Here is a 20,420-nt window from a genome sequence, read left to right as displayed (position 1 = left end):
TCGGGGCGGTGGTCCTCACCATGGGCAACCGTCCCGAGGAGCTGCGCGCGCTGCTCGACTCGGTGGCCAAGCAGGACGGCGACCCCGTCGAGGTCGTGGTCGTGGGCAACGGGTCGCCGCTGCCCGACCTGAGCGTGCCGGACCTCACCGTGCGGACGGTCGAGCTGGAGGAGAACGTCGGCATCCCCGCCGGGCGCAACGTCGGCATCGAGGCGTTCGGGCCCGGCGGCCGGGACGTGGACGTCCTGCTCTTCCTGGACGACGACGGCCTGCTGCCGGACCCCGGCACGGCCGAGCGCTGCCGGCAGGCGTTCGGCGCCGACCCGCGGCTGGGGATCATCAGCTTCCGGATCGCGGACCCGGACTCCGGGGTCACGCAGCGGCGGCACGTCCCCCGGCTGCGCGCCGCCGACCCGATGCGCTCCTCCCGGGTCACCACCTTCCTCGGTGGCGCCAACGCGGTGCGCACGGCCGTCTTCCAGCAGGTCGGCGGGTTGCCGGACGACTTCTTCTACGCTCACGAGGAGACCGACCTGGCCTGGCGGGCCCTGGACGCCGGCTGGTCCATCGACTACCGCGCGGACCTGGTGCTGCTGCATCCGGCGACCTCGCCCAGCCGGCACGCGGTCTACCACCGCATGGTGGCGCGGAACCGCGTCTGGCTGGCCCGCCGTAACCTGCCGTTTCCGCTGGTGCCGCTCTATCTGGGGGTGTGGTTGCTGCTCACCCTCGCCCGCCGGCCGTCCCGGCCGGCGCTGCGGGCCTGGTTCGGCGGTTTCGCGGAGGGCTGGCGGTCGCCCTGCGGTCCCCGGCGGCCCATGAAGTGGCGTACGGTATGGCGTCTGACCCGACTGGGCCGGCCTCCCATCATCTGACAAGCTCTCCCTGGGACCCCTTGAGACCCCGGAGAACCTTTGACCGGGGGAGCGGGTGTGAGCCCCGGCCGTGCCCGGGGCCGGGTCCAGGCCGGCCCCGTACGGCCGCGTTCCCTATGGCTGCGTTACATGAGGACGAAAGTTTCCACTTGTGAGTGAGACATCGCACAAAGGTGCGGTCGCGGTGAGCGCCCCGCCATCCCCCGACGACGGCCTGTCCCCGGCCGAGCTCGCCGCCAAGTACGGACTGTCGGTGAGCGGGGCCCGGCCCTCCCTCCTGGAGTACGTCCGGCAGATCTGGGGCCGGCGCCACTTCATCGTCGCCTTCTCGCAGGCCAAGCTGACCGCCCAGTACAGCCAGGCCAAGCTGGGCCAGGTGTGGCAGGTGGCGACCCCGCTGCTCAACGCGGCGGTCTACTTCCTGATCTTCGGGTTGCTGCTCGGCGCCCGTGGCGACCTGGGCCATGACGTTTATGTGCCGTTCCTGGTCACCGGGGTGTTCGTCTTCACCTTCACCCAGAGCTCGGTGATGGCGGGCGTGCGGTCGATCTCCGGCAACCTGGGCCTGGTGCGGGCGCTGCACTTCCCGCGGGCCTCGCTGCCGATCTCCTTCTCGCTCCAGCAGCTCCAGCAACTGCTGTTCTCGATGATCGTCCTGGTGGTGGTGCTGGCGGCGTTCGGGCACTACCCGATGCTGTCGTGGCTGCTCGTGCTGCCGGCGCTGTCGCTCCAGTTCGTCTTCAACTCCGGACTGGCCATGATCATGGCCCGGCTGGGCGCCAAGACCCCCGACCTCGCCCAGCTCATGCCGTTCGTCACCCGGACCTGGATGTACGCCTCCGGTGTGATGTTCCCGCTGGACTACATGCTCTCCAAGGCCTCGGCCCCCGGCTGGCTCGCCGACGTGCTGATGGCCAACCCCGCCGCCGTCTACATGGACCTGATGCGGTTCGCGCTGATCGACGGATACGGCAGCTCACGCCTGCCGGACCACGTCTGGGCCCTCGGCCTCGGCTGGGCCCTCCTGATCGGCATCGGCGGCTTCATCTACTTCTGGAAGGCTGAGGAGCGGTACGGCCGTGGCTGAGCAGAGCGAATCCCGTCCGGGCGGCGACGCCACCCGCGTCCCCACCGTCATCGCCGACGAGCTGCACATCGTCTACCGGGTCAACGGCGGGCCGCGCGGCAAGGGCAGCGCGACCGCCGCCCTCAACCGGCTGATCCGCCGCAAGGCGCCGGCCGGGATGCGCGAGGTGCACGCCGTCAAGGGCGTGTCCTTCACCGCTTACCGCGGTGAGGCCATCGGCCTGATCGGCTCCAACGGCTCGGGCAAGTCCACCCTGCTGAAGGCGGTGGCCGGACTGCTCCCCGCCGAGCGTGGCAAGGTCTACACCGACGGCCAGCCCTCGCTCCTCGGTGTCAACGCGGCCCTGATGAACGACCTCACCGGCGAGCGGAACGTGATCCTCGGCGGGCTGGCCATGGGCATGACCCGCGAGCAGATCCGCTCCCGTTACCAGAGCATCGTCGACTTCTCCGGGATCAACGAGAAGGGCGACTTCATCACCCTGCCCATGCGCACGTACTCCTCCGGCATGGCGGCGCGGCTGCGCTTCTCCATCGCCGCCGCCAAGGACCACGACGTGCTGATGATCGACGAGGCGCTGGCCACCGGCGACCGGAAGTTCCAGAAGCGCTCCGAGGCCCGCATCCGCGAACTGCGCAAGGAGGCCGGCACGGTCTTCCTGGTCAGCCACAACAACAAGTCCATCCGTGACACCTGCGAGCGGACGCTGTGGCTGGAGCGCGGGGAACTGGTCATGGACGGCTCCACCGACGAGGTGCTGAAGGCGTACGAGAAGGAGACCGGGAAGTAACCCGGGCCCCTGAGTCCTGTCGGTCCGTCGGTCCCGTCGGCCCCGTCGGCCCCCCGGTCACCGGGCCCGCCTGGGAGGCGGGGGCGGGGGACGGGGGACAGGAGAGGAAGCCGACCACGGGGTCCCCGCCGGAACGATCCGGCGGGGACCCCGTGGTGTCGGCCCCGCTTCTGTTCCCGTTCCCGCTCCCGCCCCGGCGCCCGGTGGGGCCCCGGGGCGGTGGTCCCCACCGGCTTCGCCCCAGCCGCCGCGCCGGCTCCGCCCAGCACTGCGTGATGCCCCGCCGTCCGCCGCAGCGCCGACTCCGCGTCCGTGCCGAGGGCGGAGAAGCTCGCGGCCGCCGGCTCCCGGTGATCCACTCGCCTGTCTGCCTGTCTGCCTGTCTGCCTGTCTGCCTGTCTGCCTGTCTGCCTGTCTGCCTGTCTGCCTGTCTGCCTGTCTGCCTGTCTGTATGTCGGTTGGTTGCGCCCGTCCGTTCGTCGTGCCGGTCTGTTCGGCCGGCTGTCCGTTCGTGTTCGGGGAGCCGCCTCGTGGCGTCCGGTCGTGGTGGGGCGTGGTGGGGCGTGATGGGGCGTGGTGGTGGTGCGGGGGGTCCCCCGATCAGGCCCGTTAGCCGGAGGTGGCCGCGCCGGGCCGTCCACCCTCGCGTTCGCGCTCCCTCGCGGGTGGCGGCGCGCCCGCCGGCGCCGAAGTGACGAGGGACCGGGGGGTGTTCGTCCGCCCGGGCCCGCTCGCCCGGGGCCGGTGGCGCCGGGCCTCGCGTGGCCCGCCGCTCGCCGTCTGCGCTCCCGGCGCGCCTTCGGGTGTCCTGTCCCGTAGTCTGGGCGCGCATCGCATCACGGGCATTTGCCGCTCCATGCGTGTTTTCCGTATGAAGTGGTATGGATGGGGTGATCGCCCGGGCTTTGTGCCGGGAGCAAGGTGTTCTGTGCGGACGGTGGAGAACAGAGGACGTGACGGCTATGGCTACGGGAACTCTCCGGATCCACGGCGCCTGTGCCGTCCCGCGACCGGTCGGCCCCACGAGACGCCCCGCCCCGGGCGGGCGCCGGTGACCGCCGCGACGGAGCCGCATCCGGCCCGGGCCCGGCCGGAAGCCACCCTCGCCAAGGCGGCGCGGGAGAACTTCCCCGTCGCGCCGTTCTTCCTGCCCCGCGCCTGGCGCGCCGATCTGATGGCGGTCTACGGCTACGCACGCCTGGTCGACGACATCGGAGACGGCGACCTCGACCCGGCGGGCGGTGACGCGGCGGTCCTGCTCGGTGAGGGCCCCTGTGACCTGGCCGGTGGCCCGGAGGCGGACGGTCCCCGGCGTCCGGCCGCTGATCCGGTCGCGGACCGCCGGCCCGACGGGGAGCGACGCCGGGAGCCGGTCGCCCACCCGGACCCGTCCGGCCGGGTCACCCGCCCGGTGGCCGGCGCGGCAGAGCCCGCCGTTCCGGCCGTCGATCGCCTGGCCCTGCTCGACGCCGCCGAGCGGGACCTGCACCGGGTCTTCGCCCCCGGGGGCGAGCCCCGCCACCCCCTGCTGCGGGCGCTCCGGCCGCTGGTGCGGCGTCAGGGTCTGACGCCCGAACCGTTCCTGGCCCTGATCGAGGCGGGCCGCCGTGACCAGCGCGTCACCCGCTACCGGAGCTGGGAGGACCTGCTCGGCTACTGCGAACTCTCCGCCAACCCCGTCGGCCGGCTGGTCCTCGCCGTCACCGGGACCACCAGCGCCGAACGCGTCCGGCGCTCCGACGCGGTCTGCACCGGACTCCAGGTCGTCGAGCACCTGCAGGATGTCGCCGAGGACCTCACCCGCGGCCGGATCTACCTCCCCGCCGACGCCATGGCCCGGCACGGCGTCCGGGAGGAGGACCTGCGCCGGCCCGAGGGCAGCCCCTCGGTGCGCGCTCTGGTACGCGAGGAGGCGCTGCGCGCCCACGCGCTGCTGGACGAGGGGGGCCCGCTGGTGCGCGGCGTCACCGGCCGGCTCCGGCTGCTGCTCGCGGGGTTCGTGGGCGGCGGGCGGGCCGCGCTGGGCGCGATCGCCGCCGCCGGGTACGACGTGCTGCCGGAACCCCCGCGGCCGTCCCGTACCGCCCTGCTGCGAGCGGTGGCGGTCACCCTGCGAAGAGAGGGGTGAGCGGTGGTGCCCCGGTTCGTGCCCCGGCCGCTGACCCGGTCTGTGTTCCCGCCTGTGTCCCGGGCTGTGTCCCGGTCTGTGTGCCGGTGTGTGTCCCCGGCCGGGTGCCGGCCGGTGTTTCCGCTGCCGCCCGCGGCGCACGGGGGGCCGCCGGTGGTCCTCCCCCGTGCGGAGGCGGGGGGAGGCGCCGCCACCCGGCCCGCGCTTCCGCCCCCGACCGCGGTGGATGGGGGCCGCCGGTGCTCCCCGGCGAAGAGAGGGGGTGAGGCGCGGTGACCCGATCTGTGCCCACGCCGCCGTCCGCGGTTCCCGCGCCGCCGCCGCTGGCGGAACCGGTGCTCGCGGCCTACCGGTACTGCGAGACCGTCACCGGACGGCAGGCGCGGAACTTCGCCTACGGCATCCGGCTGCTGCCGCCGGGCAAGCGGCGGGCCATGTCCGCGCTGTACGCGTTGTCCCGCCGCATCGACGACATCGGGGACGGTGACCTCCCCGAGGCCGCCAAGCGGGAACGCCTCGAGGCCACCCGGGCCCTGCTCGGCCGGATCCGCGCCGGGGAGATCCGTCCCGACGACACCGACCCGGTCGCCGTGGCCCTCACGCACGCCGCCGGACGGTACCCCATCCCCCTCGGGGCGTTCGGCGAACTCGTCGACGGCGTGCTGATGGACGTACGGGGCACGGCCTACGGCACCTGGGAGGACCTGCGGACGTACTGCCGCTGCGTCGCCGGGTCCGTCGGCCGGCTCTCCCTGGGGGTGTTCGGGGTCACGGACCCGGAAGGGCACGGCGCCGGCGAGGCGGCGCGCGCCCCCGGGTACGCCGACACGCTCGGCCTCGCCCTCCAGCTCACCAACATCCTCCGCGACATCCGGGAGGACGCCGCCGACGGCCGGATCTACCTCCCCACGGAGGATCTCGCCGCGTTCGACTGCCTTCCGTTCCCCGTCGGTCCACCGGCCGGCCCGCGGGGCGCCCCCGCCGAGCCGGGCGCCTCCGGTGACACCCCCGGCGCAGGCGCCCCCGCCGCCCCGCTCGTCCCGCCCGCCGGGGCCGACTTCACGGGGCTGGTGCGCTTCCAGGCCCGCCGCGCCGGGTCCCTGTTCACCGAAGGGCTGCGGCTGCTGCCGCTGCTGGACCGGCGCAGCGGGGCCTGCGTCGCCGCCATGGCCGGTATCTACCGCCGGCTGCTGGACCGCATCGCGCGGGATCCGGAGGCCGTGCTGCGGGGCCGGGTCTCGCTGCCCGCGCCCGAGAAGGCGTATGTCGCGGTGCGGGGCCTGTCGGGGCTGGACGCCCGGTCCGTGTCCCGCCGTCGTCCCGTCCGGACCGGTGGGAGGTGCGTGCGGTGACCGTCGCCCTGTCGGGGCCGGGCGCCCGGTCCGTGTCCCGCCGTCGTCCCGTCCGGACCGGTGGGAGGTGCGTGCGGTGACCGCCGTCCCCGTCTCGCCGGGCGCCACGCCCGGGGTTCCCGCCCCGGGCGGCCCGGACGGCCAGCCCACCGTTCTGGTCGCCGGCGGGGGCATCGCCGGGACGGCCGCGGCCCTCGCGCTCGCCGACGCCGGCGTCCGCGTGGTGCTGGCCGAGGCCCGGCCGCGCCTGGGCGGCCTGGCCTTCTCCTTCCGGCGTTCCTCCCCGGCCGGGGACCTGACGGCCGACAACGGCCAGCACGTCCATCTGCGCTGCTGCACCGCCTACCGCGCGCTGCTGGACCGCGTCGGCGGCGCCCCGCTCGCGCCCGTGCAGGACCGCCTCGACGTGCCCGTCCTGGACGCCCGCGACCACACGCTGGGGAGGCTGCGCCGCTCCGCGCTCCCCGCGCCGCTGCACCTGGCCGGTTCCCTCGCCCGCTACCCGCACCTGTCCCTCGCCGAGCGCTCCGCCGCCGCCCGCGCCGCGCTCGCCCTGCGCCGGCTCGACCCGGCCGATCCGGCACTCGACGGGGCCCGCTTCGGGGACTGGCTGCGCCACCACGGCCAGTCGCCGCGCGCCGTCGAGGCGCTGTGGGACCTCGTCGGCACGGCCACCCTCAACGCCCGCGCCGACCAGGTCTCCCTGGCTCTCGCCGCCATGGTCTTCCGCACCGGGCTGCTCGGCGAGGCGGGCGCCGCCGACATCGGACGGGCCCGGGTGCCGCTCGGCGAACTCCACGACGTCCGCGCCCGCCGGGCCCTGGACCGCGCGGGCGTCCGCACCCTGCTCCGCACCCGTCTCCGCAGGCTGCGTCCACCGGGGGCGGCCCCGGAGCCCGGACCGCCGGACACCTCCACCGGCACCTCCCGGGGCACCTCCCCGGACCGCGCCGCGGACGGGAGCGGGACGGGGCACGGCGGCTGGCGGGCCGACCTCGACGGTCCCGGGGGCACTCCGACGGTCCTCCGCGCCCACGCCGTCGTCCTCGCGGTCCCGCCCGAAGAGGCGGAACGGCTGCTGCCGGACGGTGCCCTGGAGCGGCCGGCACGCCTGCGCGGGCTCGGGACCGCGCCGATCGTCAACCTCCACGTCGTCTACGATCGCAGGGTGCTGCGCCGCCCCTTCCTCGCCGCGCTGGGCACCCCGGTCCAGTGGGTCTTCGACCGGACGGAGCCCTCCGGCCTCACCGGCGGCGCCCAGTACCTCGCCCTGTCGCAGTCGGCCGCCGGAGACATCATCGACCAGCCCGCCGCCGACCTGCGCGCCCGTTTCCTGCCCGAGCTGGCCCGCCTGTTGCCGGCCGCCCGGCCCGCCCGGGTCCTCGACTTCTTCGTCACCCGCGAACGGGCGGCCACCTTCGCTCCCGCGCCCGGCACCGCGCGGTTGCGCCCCCACGCGATCTCACGTGCCCCCGGTCTCCTGCTGGCCGGGGCGTGGACCGACACCGGCTGGCCCGCCACGATGGAAGGCGCGGCCCGCAGCGGCGCCACCGCGGCCGCGGCGGCCCTGCGCCATCTGGGCGCCGCCCGCGGCCGCGCCGACCCGCCCCCCGCCCCGACCGCCGTGGACCCGGGCCGCCGCCCGGGACACACCCAGGAAGGCACGGCCGTATGACCACCACGCCCGTACCCGCCCGCACCGGGCACCCCGTACCACCCGGGCCGTCCCGGCCGGAGCAGGACCCCGGCCGTCCAGGAACCAGAGGAGAGAGTGTGAATACGGCGCATCCCGCCATCGACACCGCGGACGTCGCCGCGCTGCTGCTGCGCGGACGGACGCTCGCCACGCCGGTGCTGCGAGCCGCCGTGGCCCGCCTCGCCCCGCCCATGGACACCGTCGCCGCCTACCACTTCGGCTGGATCGACGCCGGGGGCCGCCCCGCCGAGGGCGACGGCGGCAAGGCGGTGCGCCCCGCGCTCGCCCTGCTCTCCGCCGAGGCCGCCGGCGCCGCCCCGGAGACCGGCGTCCCCGGGGCCGTCGCCGTGGAACTGGTGCACAACTTCTCCCTGCTCCACGACGACCTCATGGACGGGGACGAGCAGCGGCGCCACCGCGACACCGTCTGGAAGGTGCACGGCCCGGCCCTCGCCATCCTCGTCGGCGACGCCCTCTTCGCCCTGGCGAGCGAGGTCCTGCTGGAACTCGGCACCGCCGAAGGGGCCCGCGCCGCGCGCCGTCTCACCACCGCCAGCCGCAAGCTGATCGACGGTCAGGCCCAGGACATCTCCTACGAGCACCGTGAGCGGGTCACCGTCGAGGAGTGCCTGCGCATGGAGGGCAACAAGACGGGTGCCCTCCTCGCCTGCGCCACCTCCATCGGCGCCGTCCTCGGTGGCGCCGGCGACCACCTCGCGGACGCGCTGGAGGACTACGGCTACCACCTCGGCCTCGCCTTCCAGGCCGTCGACGACATCCTCGGCATCTGGGGCGACCCGGAGGCCACCGGCAAGCAGACCTGGAGCGATCTGCGCCAGCGCAAGAAATCCCTGCCGGTGGTCGCCGCCCTCGCCGCCGGCGGCCCCGCCTCGGACCGGCTGGGGGCGATCCTGGCCGTGGACGCGGGGAGCGACGGCGCCGAGGACTTCGACGAGACGGAGTTCGCCGAGCGCGCCGCGCTGATCGAGGAGGCCGGCGGCCGCTCCTGGACGGCGGAGGAGGCACAGCGCCAGCACACCGCCGCGCTGTCCGCCCTCGACCGGGTCGAACTCGACCCCGGCGTCCGCGAACAGCTCGTCGCCCTGGCGGACTTCGTCGTCGTGCGGCAGAGATGACCGGCCGCACGGCGGGAGGGACCGCGGCGCGGGTGATGGCCGTGGGGGACCGGCCGTACCCGGATGGGCGGGCAGCCGGCGGTGTCCCGCAGGCCGCCGGGAGGACGGCGCCCGTGCAGGAGCGGGCAACCGCCGGACAGGTCACGGCCGCTCCGCGGTCCGTGGCCACGAGGACGGTGCGGGGGGTGAGGCCCGAGCCGCCGCAGAGCACAGGCCGGGGACGCGGCGTTCCGGCCGCCGGAGGGACGGACCGGCCGAGCCGCCGCGTCCCCGGCCCGGAGGAGCCCCGCCGGTCCATATGAGGACGGCGCCCGCCGCCCGTAGGCCCGGACCGGGACGAGCGGCGGCGGGCGGAACCCCGGGCGGCCGGGCCGCCCGGGGCCCGACGCGGGGCGTGGTGCCGGGGCGGACGGGACCCGTGAGACGAGGGCTGTGAGACCGGGGCCGTGAGCCGGACCGGGGAGACCGGGTCACTTGAGACCGGGCTCGTGCGGCCGGGTGTTCCCGGCCGGGCCGCGGGCACGTGCCGCAGCCGTGACGGCGCCACAGGGCACGCCGCGACGCACCGCCGCGGCCCCCGCCTCGTGGCGCCGCCCGCCGCCCCATCCCGCCGCCCCGCCCCGCTCCGGCACCCCGCCTCGTCGACCCGCCCCGTCGCACCCTCGCACCGCGCCGCATGGTCCGCCGTGTGGTGGCGCCCCGCTCCAGGGCCCGGCCCCCGGGGCCTGGAGCAGGAGAACGGCCGCCGGGCGGCGCCGCACCCGGCCCCGCCCCCCGATCCCGCACCCCGGCCCCATACCGACCGGAGCGGCCCGGCCCACCACCTCACCCTCCCCGCCGACGTACGAAGGGCACCCCATGACGGCACCGTCCACCACCGACGGCGGCACCCCGCCGCGCCCGCCCGCCGCCCGTACCACCGTGGGGGCCGGCCCGGCCCCCGTCCTCCCGGCCGCCACCACGCCCTCCGGCCCCCCGGAGGACGCCGCGCGCGCCGCGGAGGCCGCGGTCCGTCACCTGCTCGCCCGCCAGGACGAGGAGGGCTGGTGGAAGGGCGACCTGGAGACCAACGTCACCATGGACGCCGAGGACCTGCTGCTCCGCGAGTTCCTCGGCATCCGTGACGCGCGCACCACCGAGGCCGCCGCCCGCTGGATCCGCTCCCGGCAGCGTGCCGACGGCACCTGGTCGACCTTCCACGGCGGCCCCGGCGATCTCTCCGCCACCGTCGAGGCGTACACCGCGCTCCGGCTGGCGGGCGACCCGCCCGACGCCGCGCACATGGCAGCCGCCTCCGCCTGGGCGCGCGAACGTGGCGGTATCGCCGCCACCCGGGTCTTCACCCGCGTCTGGCTGGCCCTGTTCGGCTGGTGGTCCTGGGACGACCTGCCCGAACTGCCGCCCGAGATGATCTTCCTGCCGCGGTGGTTCCCGCTCAACATCTACGACTTCGGCTGCTGGGCCCGGCAGACCATCGTGCCGCTCACCGTCGTCTCCGCGAAGCGCCCCGTGCGCCGCGCCCCCTTCCCGCTGGACGAGCTCCGCGCCGGCCCGGACACCGCGCAGCGGGGCGCCACCCGCGCCCCCCTCACCAGCTGGGACGGTCTCTTCCACCGTCTGGACCGGGCCCTGCGCGCCTACCGCCCGTTCGCGCTGCGCCCGCTGCGCCGCGCGGCGCTCGCCGCCTGCGCCCGCTGGATCACCGAACGGCAGGAGAACGACGGCTGCTGGGGCGGCATCCAGCCGCCCGCCGTCTACTCCGTCATCGCGCTCCACCTGCTCGGCCACGACCTCGACCACCCCGTGCTCCGCGCCGGGCTGGCCTCGCTCGACCGCTACGCCGTGTGGAGCGAACTCCCCGGGCCGGACGGCGGGCCCTGCCGGATGGTGGAGGCCTGCCAGTCCCCGGTCTGGGACACCTGCCTCGCCACCGTCGCGCTCGCGGAGGCGGGGCTGCCCGCCGATCACCCCGCGCTCGTCCGGGCCGCCGACTGGATGCTCGGCGAGCAGGTCCGGCGCCCCGGCGACTGGTCCGTCCGCCGGCCCCGGCTGGAGCCCGGCGGCTGGGCGTTCGAGTTCCACAACGACACCTATCCCGACACCGACGACACCGCCGAGGTCGTCCTGGCGCTGCGCCGCGCCGCCCACCCCGACCGGGAACGGGTGGACACGGCCGTGCGGCGCGCCGTCCGCTGGACGCTCGGGATGCAGTCCGCGGGCGGCGGCTGGGGCGCGTTCGACGCCGACAACACCAGCCGGCTGGCCGGCCGGCTGCCGTTCTGTGACTTCGGGGAGGTCATCGACCCACCGTCCGCCGACGTCACCGCGCATGTCGTGGAGATGCTCGCGGGGGAGGGGCTCGTGGGTGACCGGCGCGTACGGCGCGCCGTGACCTGGCTCCTCGCCGAACAGGAGCCCAGTGGCGCCTGGTTCGGGCGCTGGGGTGTCAACCACCTCTACGGCACCGGCTCCGTGGTCCCCGCGCTCACCGCCGCCGGGGTCCCGGCCGGTCATCCCGCGGTGCGGCGTGCCGTCGACTGGCTGAAGAGCGTCCAGAACGAGGACGGCGGCTGGGGTGAGGACCTGCGCTCCTACCCCGACCCGGAGTGGATCGCCCGCGGTGACTCCACCGCCTCCCAGACCGGCTGGGCGCTGCTCGCCCTCCTCGCCGCCGGTGAGGAGGACTGCAAGGCCGTGGAGCGCGGCGTGTCCTGGCTCGCCCGCACCCAGCGCGAGGACGGCTCGTGGGACGAGCCGCAGTTCACCGGCACCGGTTTCCCCTGGGACTTCTCGATCAACTACCACCTCTACCGCGTGGTGTTCCCCCTCACGGCGCTGGGCCGCTATGTGGCCGCGGTGCGGCCCACGGTCCGGCCCGGCCCGCGGGACGGCTGATGAGGCCCCCCGCGAGCCCGCCGTCGCTGCTGGTGGCCTGCGCGCTCTCCGTCGAACGGTTCGCCCTGCGCACCGCCGGCCGGGCCGGTGCGCCCGACGGGCTGACCCTGCTGCGGACGGGGATGGGCCCACGAGCCGCCGAGCACGCCGTCCGCCGCGGGCTGCGGAGCGCCGGCGCGGGCACCGGGGGCACCGGGCCCACCGCCGTCCTCGCCACCGGCTTCTGCGGAGCGCTCGCCCCGGGGATGCGCCCCGGGGACCTTGTGGTGGCGGAGGTGGTGGCCGAGGTGATGGCGGAGGCGGCCGGCGCCACAGCCGGCGCCACAGCCGGCGCCACGGCCGACCCGGCGGGCGACGGGGTGCACGGGGAGGCGGGCGGCGATGTGCCCGGCGCACCTGCCGGAGGGCACATGGCCGGGAAGGCAGCTGGGAAAACGGCCGGCAACGCAGTCGACAACGCAGTCGGCAACGCAGTCGGCAACGCAGTCGGCAACGCAGCCGGGGCCGCCGGCGGAGCCGCCCGGACGCGGGGCACGGCGGACGGTGACCCGCGCACACCGGCCCGGGTGATCCCGTGCGACGGCGCCGCCGTCCTCGCCGCCGCTCTCACCGCCGCGCCGGCCCCGCCCGCACGGCGGAGGGGCGGCGTGACCGTGCACACCGGGCCGCTCGTGAGCGGTGGCCGTCTCGTCCGTGGCGCCGAGCGCGCCCGCCTCCACGCCGCCACCGGGGCGATCGCCGCCGACATGGAGTCGGCGGCCACGCTCCGTGCCGCCCTGGCCGCTGGGGACCGCCCCGTTGCCGCCGTACGGGTGGTCGTGGACACCCCGGAGCGCGAACTGGCCCGGGCGGCCACGGTGCTCGGTGGAATATCGGCCTTCCGCGTCCTGCGGACCGTCCTGCCGGCTTTCTACGAATGGCACCGTTCCCTGCCGCTCCCCAGGAGGTGAGCCAGATGGCCATGCCGCTGCGCCAGACCATCCGCGTCGGAACCTATCTCCTCGCCCAGAAGCTCCGGCGGCGGGCGAAGTTCCCGCTGATCGTCGAGTTGGAACCACTCTTCGCCTGCAACCTCAAATGCGAGGGGTGCGGGAAGATCCAGCACCCCGCCGGGCTGCTCCGGCAGCGGATGCCCGTCGCCCAGGCCGTCGGAGCGGTGCTGGAGTCCGGCGCCCCGATGGTGTCCGTCGCCGGTGGCGAGCCGCTGATGCACCCGCACATCGACGAGATCGTGCGGCAGCTGGTGGCCCGGCGCCGCTACGTCTTCCTCTGCACGAACGCGATGCTGCTCCGCAAGCATCTGGACAAGTTCACGCCCTCGCGCTACTTCGCCTTCACCGTCCACATCGACGGGCTGCGCGAGCGCCACGACGCCTCCGTCGCCAAGGAGGGCGTCTTCGACGAGGCCGTCGAGGCGATCCGGGAGGCCCAGCGGCGCGGTTTCCGGGTCACCACCAACTCGACGTTCTTCAACACCGACACCCCGCAGACGGTGATCGAGGTGCTGGACTACCTCAACGACGACCTGCGCGTCGACCACATGATGATCTCCCCCGCCTACGCCTACGAGAAGGCGCCCGACCAGGAACACTTCCTCGGGGTGGAACAGACCCGCGAACTGTTCGCCAAGGCGTTCGACGGCGGGAACCGGCGCCGCTGGCGGCTCAACCACAGCCCGCTCTTCCTCGACTTCCTCGAGGGCCGGGTGGACTTCCCCTGCACCGCCTGGGCCATTCCCAACTACTCCCTGCTCGGCTGGCAGCGGCCCTGCTATCTGATGGGCGACGGCCATGTCCCCACCTACCGGCAACTGGTGGAGGAGACCGACTGGGACGCCTACGGCCGGGGCCGGGACCCCCGCTGCGCCAACTGCATGGCCCACTGCGGCTACGAACCCACCGCCGTGCTCGCCACCATGGGATCGCTGCGGGAGTCCCTGCGGGCCGTGCGCGACACCGCGGGCGGGAGCCGCCGCTGACGGGGCGGGGGAACGGCCGGTCAGGTCCTGGGGGGCCGGCGCCCCGGGAGGGGCACCGGCCCCGGTGCGGCCCCGGCGTCACCCGGTCCCGGGCGGAGCCGGTCAGCCGTCGAGCATCCGGGACCGCAGCCGCTCCCGGGCGTGCGGGCCGAAGTCCAGGCCGCGGGTGAGATAGGCGTCGGCCGTGCCCCACTCCTCCTCGATCGCCGTGAAGGCCGCCGCCAGGTACTCCAGGCGGGCGTCGAAGAGGGGGCCCAGCAACTCGCCGACCTCCGGGGACAGCCCGCCGGCGGCGCCCTCCGCGCGCCGGTACCGGTAGCGGCGGTGCGGTGCGGCGCTGATCAGGTAGTCCCGTTCGATGTCGGCCCGCTCCACGCCCAGCGCGAGGAGGGTGACCGCCACCGAGAGGCCGGCGCGGTCCTTGCCCGCGGCGCAGTGCATCAGCGCCGGCACGCTGTCCTCGGCCAGGGCGTGCAGCACCTGGCTGTGCTCGGCGGTGCGGGTGAGGACGATCTCCCGGTAGGTGTCCGCCATCCGGCGGGCCCCCTGGCCGTCGCCCAGCGCCGCGCGGAGCTGGGCCAGGTCGCCGTCGCGCACCATGCGCCAGAACTCCGCGCCGTGCGCCGGGTCGGTCAGCGGCAGGTTCACCAGCCGCACCCCGTCCAGGGCGACGTCCGGGCCGTCCAGGGCCACGTCGGCCTCGTTGCGGAAGTCGAAGACGGTGTGCAGTCCCAGGGAGGCGAGGAACGCGGCGTCCTCGGATGTGGCCTTCGCCAGATGCCCGCTGCGGTAGAGCACCCCCCGGCGTACCCGGCGGCCGTCCGCGGCCGGCAGGCCGCCCACGTCGCGGAAGTTCCGCACCCCCGCCAGCACCGGCTCGGGCTGCGGAACCTGGGATACCTGAGGCGTCTGCGTCACGGGCGCTCCTCCCGGTCGGCGCCGGCCCCACACCGGCGCGGTCCTGCCGACCCTACGGCACCCGCGCGGACGGCCGGCCCGTCACCCGGAAGGGTGGCCGCGCGCGGAGGCCCGGGTACGCGGAGGCCCGGGTACGCCGTCCCCGGCGTGGCGCGGGCGGGGGCGGCCACCGGGCGCGCGGGCGCCCCGGGCCGCCGTCGTGCCGTCCCCGTCGCGCCCGCCGTCCCCTGCCCGCCGCCGTCCCGCGCCCGCCCCGTGCCGGGCGCGGGACGGCACCGGTCCGGGCACCCGCCCCGCGACGCGGCGGCGTGTGCCGCCGTACCGCGGGCGGGCCCGGACGCTCCTGGCTCCGTCCGCCTCGTACGCGGCCGGGAGCCGCTCTCCGGTCCCCTCGCCGACCGTCCCCCGGCTGGTTCCCGCCGTCCCCGGCGGTCAGCCGCGCGGGCCGGCGCAGCGCAGGCAGGCCCAGACGACCTGGCCCCGCCCGCTCTCGTGCGGCCGGACTCCCCATTCCTCCGCCAGCGCCCCCACCAGGAGCAGCCCCCGCCCGCCCTCGTCGTCGGCGTGGGAGAACGTGGCGCGGGGCTCTGTCTCCGCGCGGCCCTGGTCGGCCACCTCCACCCGCACCAGCCGCCCGGTGAGCCGCACGTCACAGGTGACCTTCACGCTGTCGGTGTGGCACACCGCGTTGGTGAACAGCTCCGACACCACGAGTTCGGCGTCGGCGCGGCACCTCTCGCCGATTCCCCACTCGCACAGCACCGTCAGGACGCGCCTCCGTGCCTTCGCGACCGATGTGCTCTTCGCCGGCAGATGGAAGACGTCCTGCAAGGGCTGGGCGACGAGACCGCCGGAGCGGCCCAGTCGCAACGCGTCTTGGTAAGGGACCACGTCGCCACTATGCGGCTTGCCACACACGCCTGGCAAGGATCAGTCTGTAATTTGCAAAACGGTGAAGTCAACCTGGCCCGGTCGCCTGACGCCGTGCCAGACTGCGTGCGGGTCAAGGTTGTTGGAGGGGATGTGCGGTGAAGGACGCGCGGTCGGGGGGTGCGCCGACCGTCCTGAGGGTCGTGCTCGGCAGACGCCTGAAGGACCTCCGGGAGACGGCGGGGCTGACCTACGAGCAGGCCGGGCGGGCCCTCGATGTCACCCACGCCACCATCCGCCGGATGGAGAAGGCGGAAGTCGGGCTCAAGACCCCGTATGTGGAGAAGCTGCTCCAGGTGTACGGGGTCACCGGCGAGGAGGAGGTCCAGGAGTTCCTCGCCCTGGTCCGGGAGGCCAACCAGCCCGGCTGGTGGCACCGTTTCCGTGACGTCCTGCCGGAGTGGTTCAGCGTCTTCGTCGCCCTGGAGGGGGAGGCGAGCGTCATCCGGGCCTACGAGCCGCACTACGTGCCCGGCCTGCTCCAGACGCCCGCCTACGCCCGCGCCGTCCTGCGCGCCGGGATGCCCCACGCCACCGAGGAGGAGGTGGAGCGCCTCACCGCGCTCCGCGCCGAACGCCAGGCGGTGCTCACCGGTGAGAAACCGCCGCTGCTGTGGGTGGTCATGGACGAGACGGTGCTGCGCCGGCCGATCGGCGGCCCCGAGGTCATGCGTGAGCAGATCGACCGGCTCGCCGAGGCCGCCGAGATGCCCCGGGTCAGGCTGCAGCTGATGCCCTTCGCCGCCGGACCGCACCCGGCCATGTACGGGCCCTTCCACATCTTCCGGTTCCCGGTCCCGGAACTCCCGGACGTCGTCTACACGGAGAGCCTCGTCGGCGCCGCCTACATGGATCAGCGGGATGACGTGTCGACGTTCCTGGAGGCGCTGGACCGCATGTGCGCGCAGGCCGCGCCCGCCCACTCCATCCGGTCCCTGCTGGGTGGTATTCGCAAGGAGATCTGAACCATGGATCGCAGGACACGTATCTACAACGGGATGCCCGCGAAGGACCTGGGCACGGAGGGCTGGCAGCGGCCGTGGAGCGGCGGCAACGGCGGAAGCTGTGTGGAGGCGATGAAGCTGGGGGACGGCAGGGTGGCCCTGCGGCAGTCCACCGACCCCGAGGGCCCCGCGCTGATATACACACACCACGAGATGGCGACCTTCATCCGCGGCGCGAAGGGCGGCGAGGCGGACTTCCTCCTCGCCTGACCCGGGCCGGCGCCGTGACGGGCGCCGTCCCGGACGCCCCGCCCCGACCGACGCCCCGACCGACGTCCCGACCGACGTCCGGAACGGGCGTCCCGACCAGGACAGAACTCGGCTCCCTCCCGCCGCGGCAGCAGCCGCCGCGGGCACCGGGGGCCGGACGGAAACGGAGACCGGTGTGACCGACCAGGGTTTCCCCGCCGAGCGGATCGACACGAGCAGACCCCACCCGGCGCGGATGTACGACTACTACCTCGGGGGGCGGGACAACTACGAGGTGGACCGCCACGCCGCCGAGGAGGTCCTGCGCTTCGCCCCCAGCACCCGCGTGACCGCGCTCGCCAACCGCGCCTTCATGCGCCGCGCGGTCCGCGCGGTGGTGGGGGCCGGGGTCCGGCAGATCATCGACATCGGCACGGGCATCCCCACCTCGCCCAACCCCCATGAGATAGCCCGGGAGATCGACCCCGCGGCCCGGGTGGCCTTCGTCGACAACGACGTCATCGTGGCCACGCACGCCGACGCCAAGCTGGCCGGTGAGAGCGGCACCGCCTTCGTCCACGCGGACCTGCGGGACCCGCGGTCGATCCTCGAGAGCCCCGCGCTCCGCGACCTCATCGACTTCGGCGAGCCGGTCGCGCTGATGCTCGTGGCCGTTCTGCACTTCGTGGAGGACGCCGCCGACCCGGCGGGCATCGTCGCCGCCCTCGGCGAGGGGCTGCCCAGCGGCAGCCACCTCATCCTCAGCCATGTCACCGCCGACTTCCACGGCGGCGAACAGGAGATCGCGAGACGGGACGACCCGGGGGTCGGGGCGCGGAAGGTCTACGAACGCACCGCGGCCGCGGTGACCCTGCGCGACCGGAACGGCGTGGCACGGTTCTTCGAAGGCTGGGACCTCCTCGAACCGGGGCTGGTACAGGCCTCCGCCTGGCGTCCGGAGCTGGAGCCGGAGGACGCCGGGCACGATGCGGCGGAGGCGGAGGACGGCACCTTCCAGGACGCCCCGGGGGCTGCGGACGCGCAGGACGGGGCCGGCATCCGGGCCGGTTTCGACGACGTCGCCGCCCTCTACGCGGGGGTGGCGCGGAAGCCCTGACGGGGTGACGAGCGGCGGCCGGTCCGCCCGGGCCGGTCCGCCGGGGCCGGGGTGCCCGCCCCGGCCCCCGACTCCGGGCGGAACGGGCGGGTCCGGGGGCCGGTGTGGCCCGGCCCCGCGGGGTGGCCCTCGCTGCCCGTGAACCGTCCCCGAGAGGGCGCCCGGTGGTGGCCGGGTGCGGCGACGGGGCGGGAGGCGCGTGGGCGCGCGGGACCGCTCGGGGCTGGTTGGGGACAGCCCGGCGCCGGGCGGGGCGGTGAATCCCCGGAGGTGGATGAGCGGTGCGGGAGGCCCTGGCCCCGTCCCCGGCGCCCGGAAATCTCCCGTACACGAGCGGGCATGGCCGGACATGAACCAGCCGGACGGCCGCCGCAACGGTGACTCCCGGGCCCCGGCCCGGTGACATGCCGGGAGAAGAGACGCGCCCGTACGGGCCGGGCCGGTCGCCCGTCCGGGCAGAACCGGTGCCCGGACGGGCGGGTATCAGGCCGGGCCCGGCGCCGAAGGCGGGCCGGAGCGCGCATCGCGCGGGAATTCCCGGCAGCGGCCCGGCGTTCACTCCTCACGCCCGGTCCGCCCCGTCCGTACCGCGCCCGCACCTTCCGCGCGGTCCCGCACGCCTCACCACGGCGTGGTACCGGACCGGGCCGGGTGCCGGGCCGCCTCCGGCACGGAGCGGCACGGCGTGAGCCACCCCTGCCGCCCCTGCCTCACGGAGGTCCCATGACGGAATCCGCGCCCCGCCCAGGTCAGCCGGCCACCCCGCCCCGGCGGTCCCTCGCCGCCCGGCTGCGGCCCGCCGCCTTCGGCGCGCGCCCGGCGGGGGAGCGGCTGGAGCGGATGCGCCGTTCACCGCAGTACGCCGGCGGCCGGTTCCACAACCCCGTGCCCACGGGCACCATGTCGATGTCGCCCGGCGACCTCGGGGCGATGCTGCGGGGACAGTTCGGCCGCGCCGCGCGCGCCCGCCGCGCGCCGGCCGCGCCGGTGCCGCTCCACCGGAGTCTCCCGGACGGCCCGCCCGCGTCCGGGCTCCGGCTGACCTGGACGGGGCACTCCAGCGTCCTCGCCGAGATCGACGGCCACCGGGTGCTGTTCGACCCCGTGTGGGGCGAGCGCTGTTCCCCGTTCGCCTTCGCGGGACCGCGCCGGCTCCACCCCGTGCCGCTGCCGCTCGCCGAACTCCTCCCGGTGGACGTCGTCGTCATCTCCCACGACCACTACGACCACCTCGACATGGGGACGATCCGCGCCCTGGCGGCCGGCGGCACGCGCTTCGCCGTCCCGCTCGGGGTCGGCGCCGACCTGGAGCACTGGGGTGTGGACCCGGCGCACATCGAGGAACTGGACTGGCACGAGCCGGTCCGGATCGGCGAACTCACCCTCACCCCCACGCCCGCCCGCCACTTCTGCGGCCGTGCTCTGCTGCGCATGCGCACCCTGTGGGCGGCGTGGGTCGTCGCCGGGCCCCACCACCGGATCTTCCACAGCGGCGACACCGGCTGGTTCCCCGGCTTCGCCGAGACCGGCGCCACCTACGGCCCGTTCGACGCCACGATGATCCAGATCGGGGCCTACAGCGCGCACTGGCCCAGGAACCACACGGACCCCACGCCGCTGCCCGGGGCCTGGCCGGACATCCACATGTCACCGGCCCAGGGGGTGCGGACCCACCTCGACCTCCAGGGAGGCCGTCCGGGTGGGGTGCTGTTGCCGATCCACTGGGGAACCTTCAACCTGGCGCCGCACGCGTGGGCGGAGCCGGGCGAGTGGACGAAGGACGCGGCGGAGGAAGCCGGTCAGGCGGTGGCGTTCCCCCGGCCGGGGGAGCCGTTCGAGCCCGCGGGGAAGCTCCCGGTGGAGGCGTGGTGGCGGGAGGTGTCCGCGCCGATCGACCGTCCGTGGCGCCGCCCCCGGAGCACCGAGGGCGCGGCCGGGACGAGCAGGGAGGATCTCGGCCTCGCGGGTGAGCGGTGACGTCCCTGTAGGGGGCGAGTTCGGCGGTGCCGGGGCCGGATCGGCCTCCGCCTGGTGAGGCGGACCGTTCGCCGCTGGAGGCCGGCCGCGGACGGGCCGGCGGCCCACGACGGGCCCTCGGTGCGCGGCGGTACGCCGGGCCCGGTTCACCCGAGGGTCCGGGCCCGGCGTGCCGCCGCACTGCACCGCCCCCGCCCGCCGCTGGACGGCAGGCGGATCGTGACCCCCCCCCCCCCCCCCCCCCCCCCCCCCCCCCCCCCCCCCCCCCCCCCCCCCCCCCCCGCCGCCGCGCCCCCCGGGGGGGGGGGCGGGGGGGGGGGCGGGGGGGGTGGGGAGGCCGGGGCGGTG

At 75.7% G+C, this 20,420-nt stretch carries 16 protein-coding genes and 1 pseudogene; 15 read left to right on the top strand and 2 right to left on the bottom strand.

Annotated elements, in window-relative coordinates; genetic code table 11:
- Positions 1–20 precede the first annotated feature (20 nt).
- From HCK00_RS26250 to hpnH, 11 genes and pseudogenes are all read left to right on the top strand, one after another.
- Complete coding sequence (locus tag HCK00_RS26250) at positions 21–875, top strand: glycosyltransferase family 2 protein (protein WP_168104553.1); 855 nt, start codon at positions 21–23, stop codon at positions 873–875.
- Between the two features lie 151 nt (positions 876–1,026).
- Positions 1,027–1,962 (top strand): ABC transporter permease, encoded by a 936-nt coding sequence (locus HCK00_RS26245; RefSeq protein ID WP_168104532.1) that lies wholly within the window; start codon positions 1,027–1,029, stop codon positions 1,960–1,962.
- Positions 1,955–2,752, top strand: a complete 798-nt coding sequence (locus tag HCK00_RS26240) for an ABC transporter ATP-binding protein (RefSeq protein WP_311765508.1) — start codon at positions 1,955–1,957, stop codon at positions 2,750–2,752. The genes HCK00_RS26245 and HCK00_RS26240 overlap by 8 nt, the downstream gene beginning before the upstream one ends.
- 1,051 nt (positions 2,753–3,803) lie before the next feature.
- Complete coding sequence (gene hpnC / locus HCK00_RS26235; protein WP_311765507.1) at positions 3,804–4,880, top strand: squalene synthase HpnC; 1,077 nt, start codon at positions 3,804–3,806, stop codon at positions 4,878–4,880.
- A 323-nt stretch (positions 4,881–5,203) separates the two neighbouring features.
- The gene (locus HCK00_RS26230) at positions 5,204–6,232 is read left to right on the top strand and encodes a squalene/phytoene synthase family protein (protein ID WP_168104550.1); all 1,029 of its coding nucleotides are present in this window, start codon (positions 5,204–5,206) and stop codon (positions 6,230–6,232) included.
- Positions 6,233–6,386: 154 nt separating this feature from the next.
- A complete protein-coding gene (locus HCK00_RS26225; RefSeq protein WP_240966227.1) occupies positions 6,387–7,907 on the top strand; it encodes a hydroxysqualene dehydroxylase in 1,521 nt (506 codons plus the stop codon).
- Between the two features lie 98 nt (positions 7,908–8,005).
- Complete coding sequence (locus tag HCK00_RS26220; protein ID WP_311765506.1) at positions 8,006–9,064, top strand: polyprenyl synthetase family protein; 1,059 nt, start codon at positions 8,006–8,008, stop codon at positions 9,062–9,064.
- 858 nt (positions 9,065–9,922) lie between these two features.
- A complete protein-coding gene (gene shc / locus HCK00_RS26215; protein ID WP_168104529.1) occupies positions 9,923–11,959 on the top strand; it encodes a squalene--hopene cyclase in 2,037 nt (678 codons plus the stop codon).
- Positions 11,959–12,183 (top strand): annotated as a pseudogene (locus HCK00_RS28885) (1-hydroxy-2-methyl-2-butenyl 4-diphosphate reductase); the annotation flags it as partial. The gene shc and the pseudogene HCK00_RS28885, both read left to right, overlap by 1 nt.
- Before the next feature lie 21 nt (positions 12,184–12,204).
- Entirely contained in the window at positions 12,205–12,909 is a 705-nt protein-coding gene (locus HCK00_RS26210) for a phosphorylase family protein (RefSeq protein WP_512700816.1), read from the top strand.
- Positions 12,910–12,914: 5 nt separating this feature from the next.
- Positions 12,915–13,937 carry an adenosyl-hopene transferase HpnH gene (gene hpnH / locus HCK00_RS26205; protein WP_168104549.1) on the top strand — a complete coding sequence of 341 codons (1,023 nt, stop codon included), beginning with the start codon at positions 12,915–12,917 and terminating at the stop codon, positions 13,935–13,937.
- 102 nt (positions 13,938–14,039) lie between these two features.
- Here hpnH and HCK00_RS26200 read toward each other — a convergent pair whose 3' ends face one another.
- Together HCK00_RS26200 and HCK00_RS26195 are read right to left on the bottom strand one after the other, a co-directional pair.
- Positions 14,040–14,855, bottom strand: coding sequence for a tyrosine-protein phosphatase (locus tag HCK00_RS26200; protein ID WP_168104527.1), 816 nt, complete (start codon positions 14,853–14,855; stop codon positions 14,040–14,042).
- Between the two features lie 432 nt (positions 14,856–15,287).
- Entirely contained in the window at positions 15,288–15,746 is a 459-nt protein-coding gene (locus tag HCK00_RS26195) for an ATP-binding protein (protein WP_311765505.1), read from the bottom strand.
- 137 nt (positions 15,747–15,883) lie between these two features.
- Here HCK00_RS26195 and HCK00_RS26190 point away from each other — a divergent pair, with 137 nt between their 5' ends.
- The 4 genes from HCK00_RS26190 (at position 15,884) to HCK00_RS26175 (ending at position 20,072) form a co-directional block, all read left to right on the top strand.
- Positions 15,884–16,750 carry a Sco1979 family transcriptional regulator gene (locus tag HCK00_RS26190; RefSeq protein ID WP_168104526.1) on the top strand — a complete coding sequence of 289 codons (867 nt, stop codon included), beginning with the start codon at positions 15,884–15,886 and terminating at the stop codon, positions 16,748–16,750.
- A gap of 3 nt (positions 16,751–16,753) precedes the next feature.
- Positions 16,754–16,999, top strand: a complete 246-nt coding sequence (locus tag HCK00_RS26185; protein WP_168104525.1) for a DUF397 domain-containing protein — start codon at positions 16,754–16,756, stop codon at positions 16,997–16,999.
- A gap of 175 nt (positions 17,000–17,174) precedes the next feature.
- On the top strand, positions 17,175–18,095 hold the full coding sequence (locus HCK00_RS26180; protein ID WP_311765504.1) for an SAM-dependent methyltransferase: 921 nt from the start codon (positions 17,175–17,177) through the stop codon (positions 18,093–18,095).
- A 723-nt stretch (positions 18,096–18,818) separates the two neighbouring features.
- On the top strand, positions 18,819–20,072 hold the full coding sequence (locus HCK00_RS26175) for an MBL fold metallo-hydrolase (RefSeq protein ID WP_206321020.1): 1,254 nt from the start codon (positions 18,819–18,821) through the stop codon (positions 20,070–20,072).
- The last annotated feature ends 348 nt before the right edge of the window (positions 20,073–20,420 follow it).

Source organism: Streptomyces zingiberis, assembly GCF_012034935.1.
GTDB lineage: Bacteria > Actinomycetota > Actinomycetes > Streptomycetales > Streptomycetaceae > Streptomyces > Streptomyces zingiberis.
Note: the sequence above shows the minus strand (reverse complement) of the source record. Positions and strands in the feature narration are given on the sequence as shown.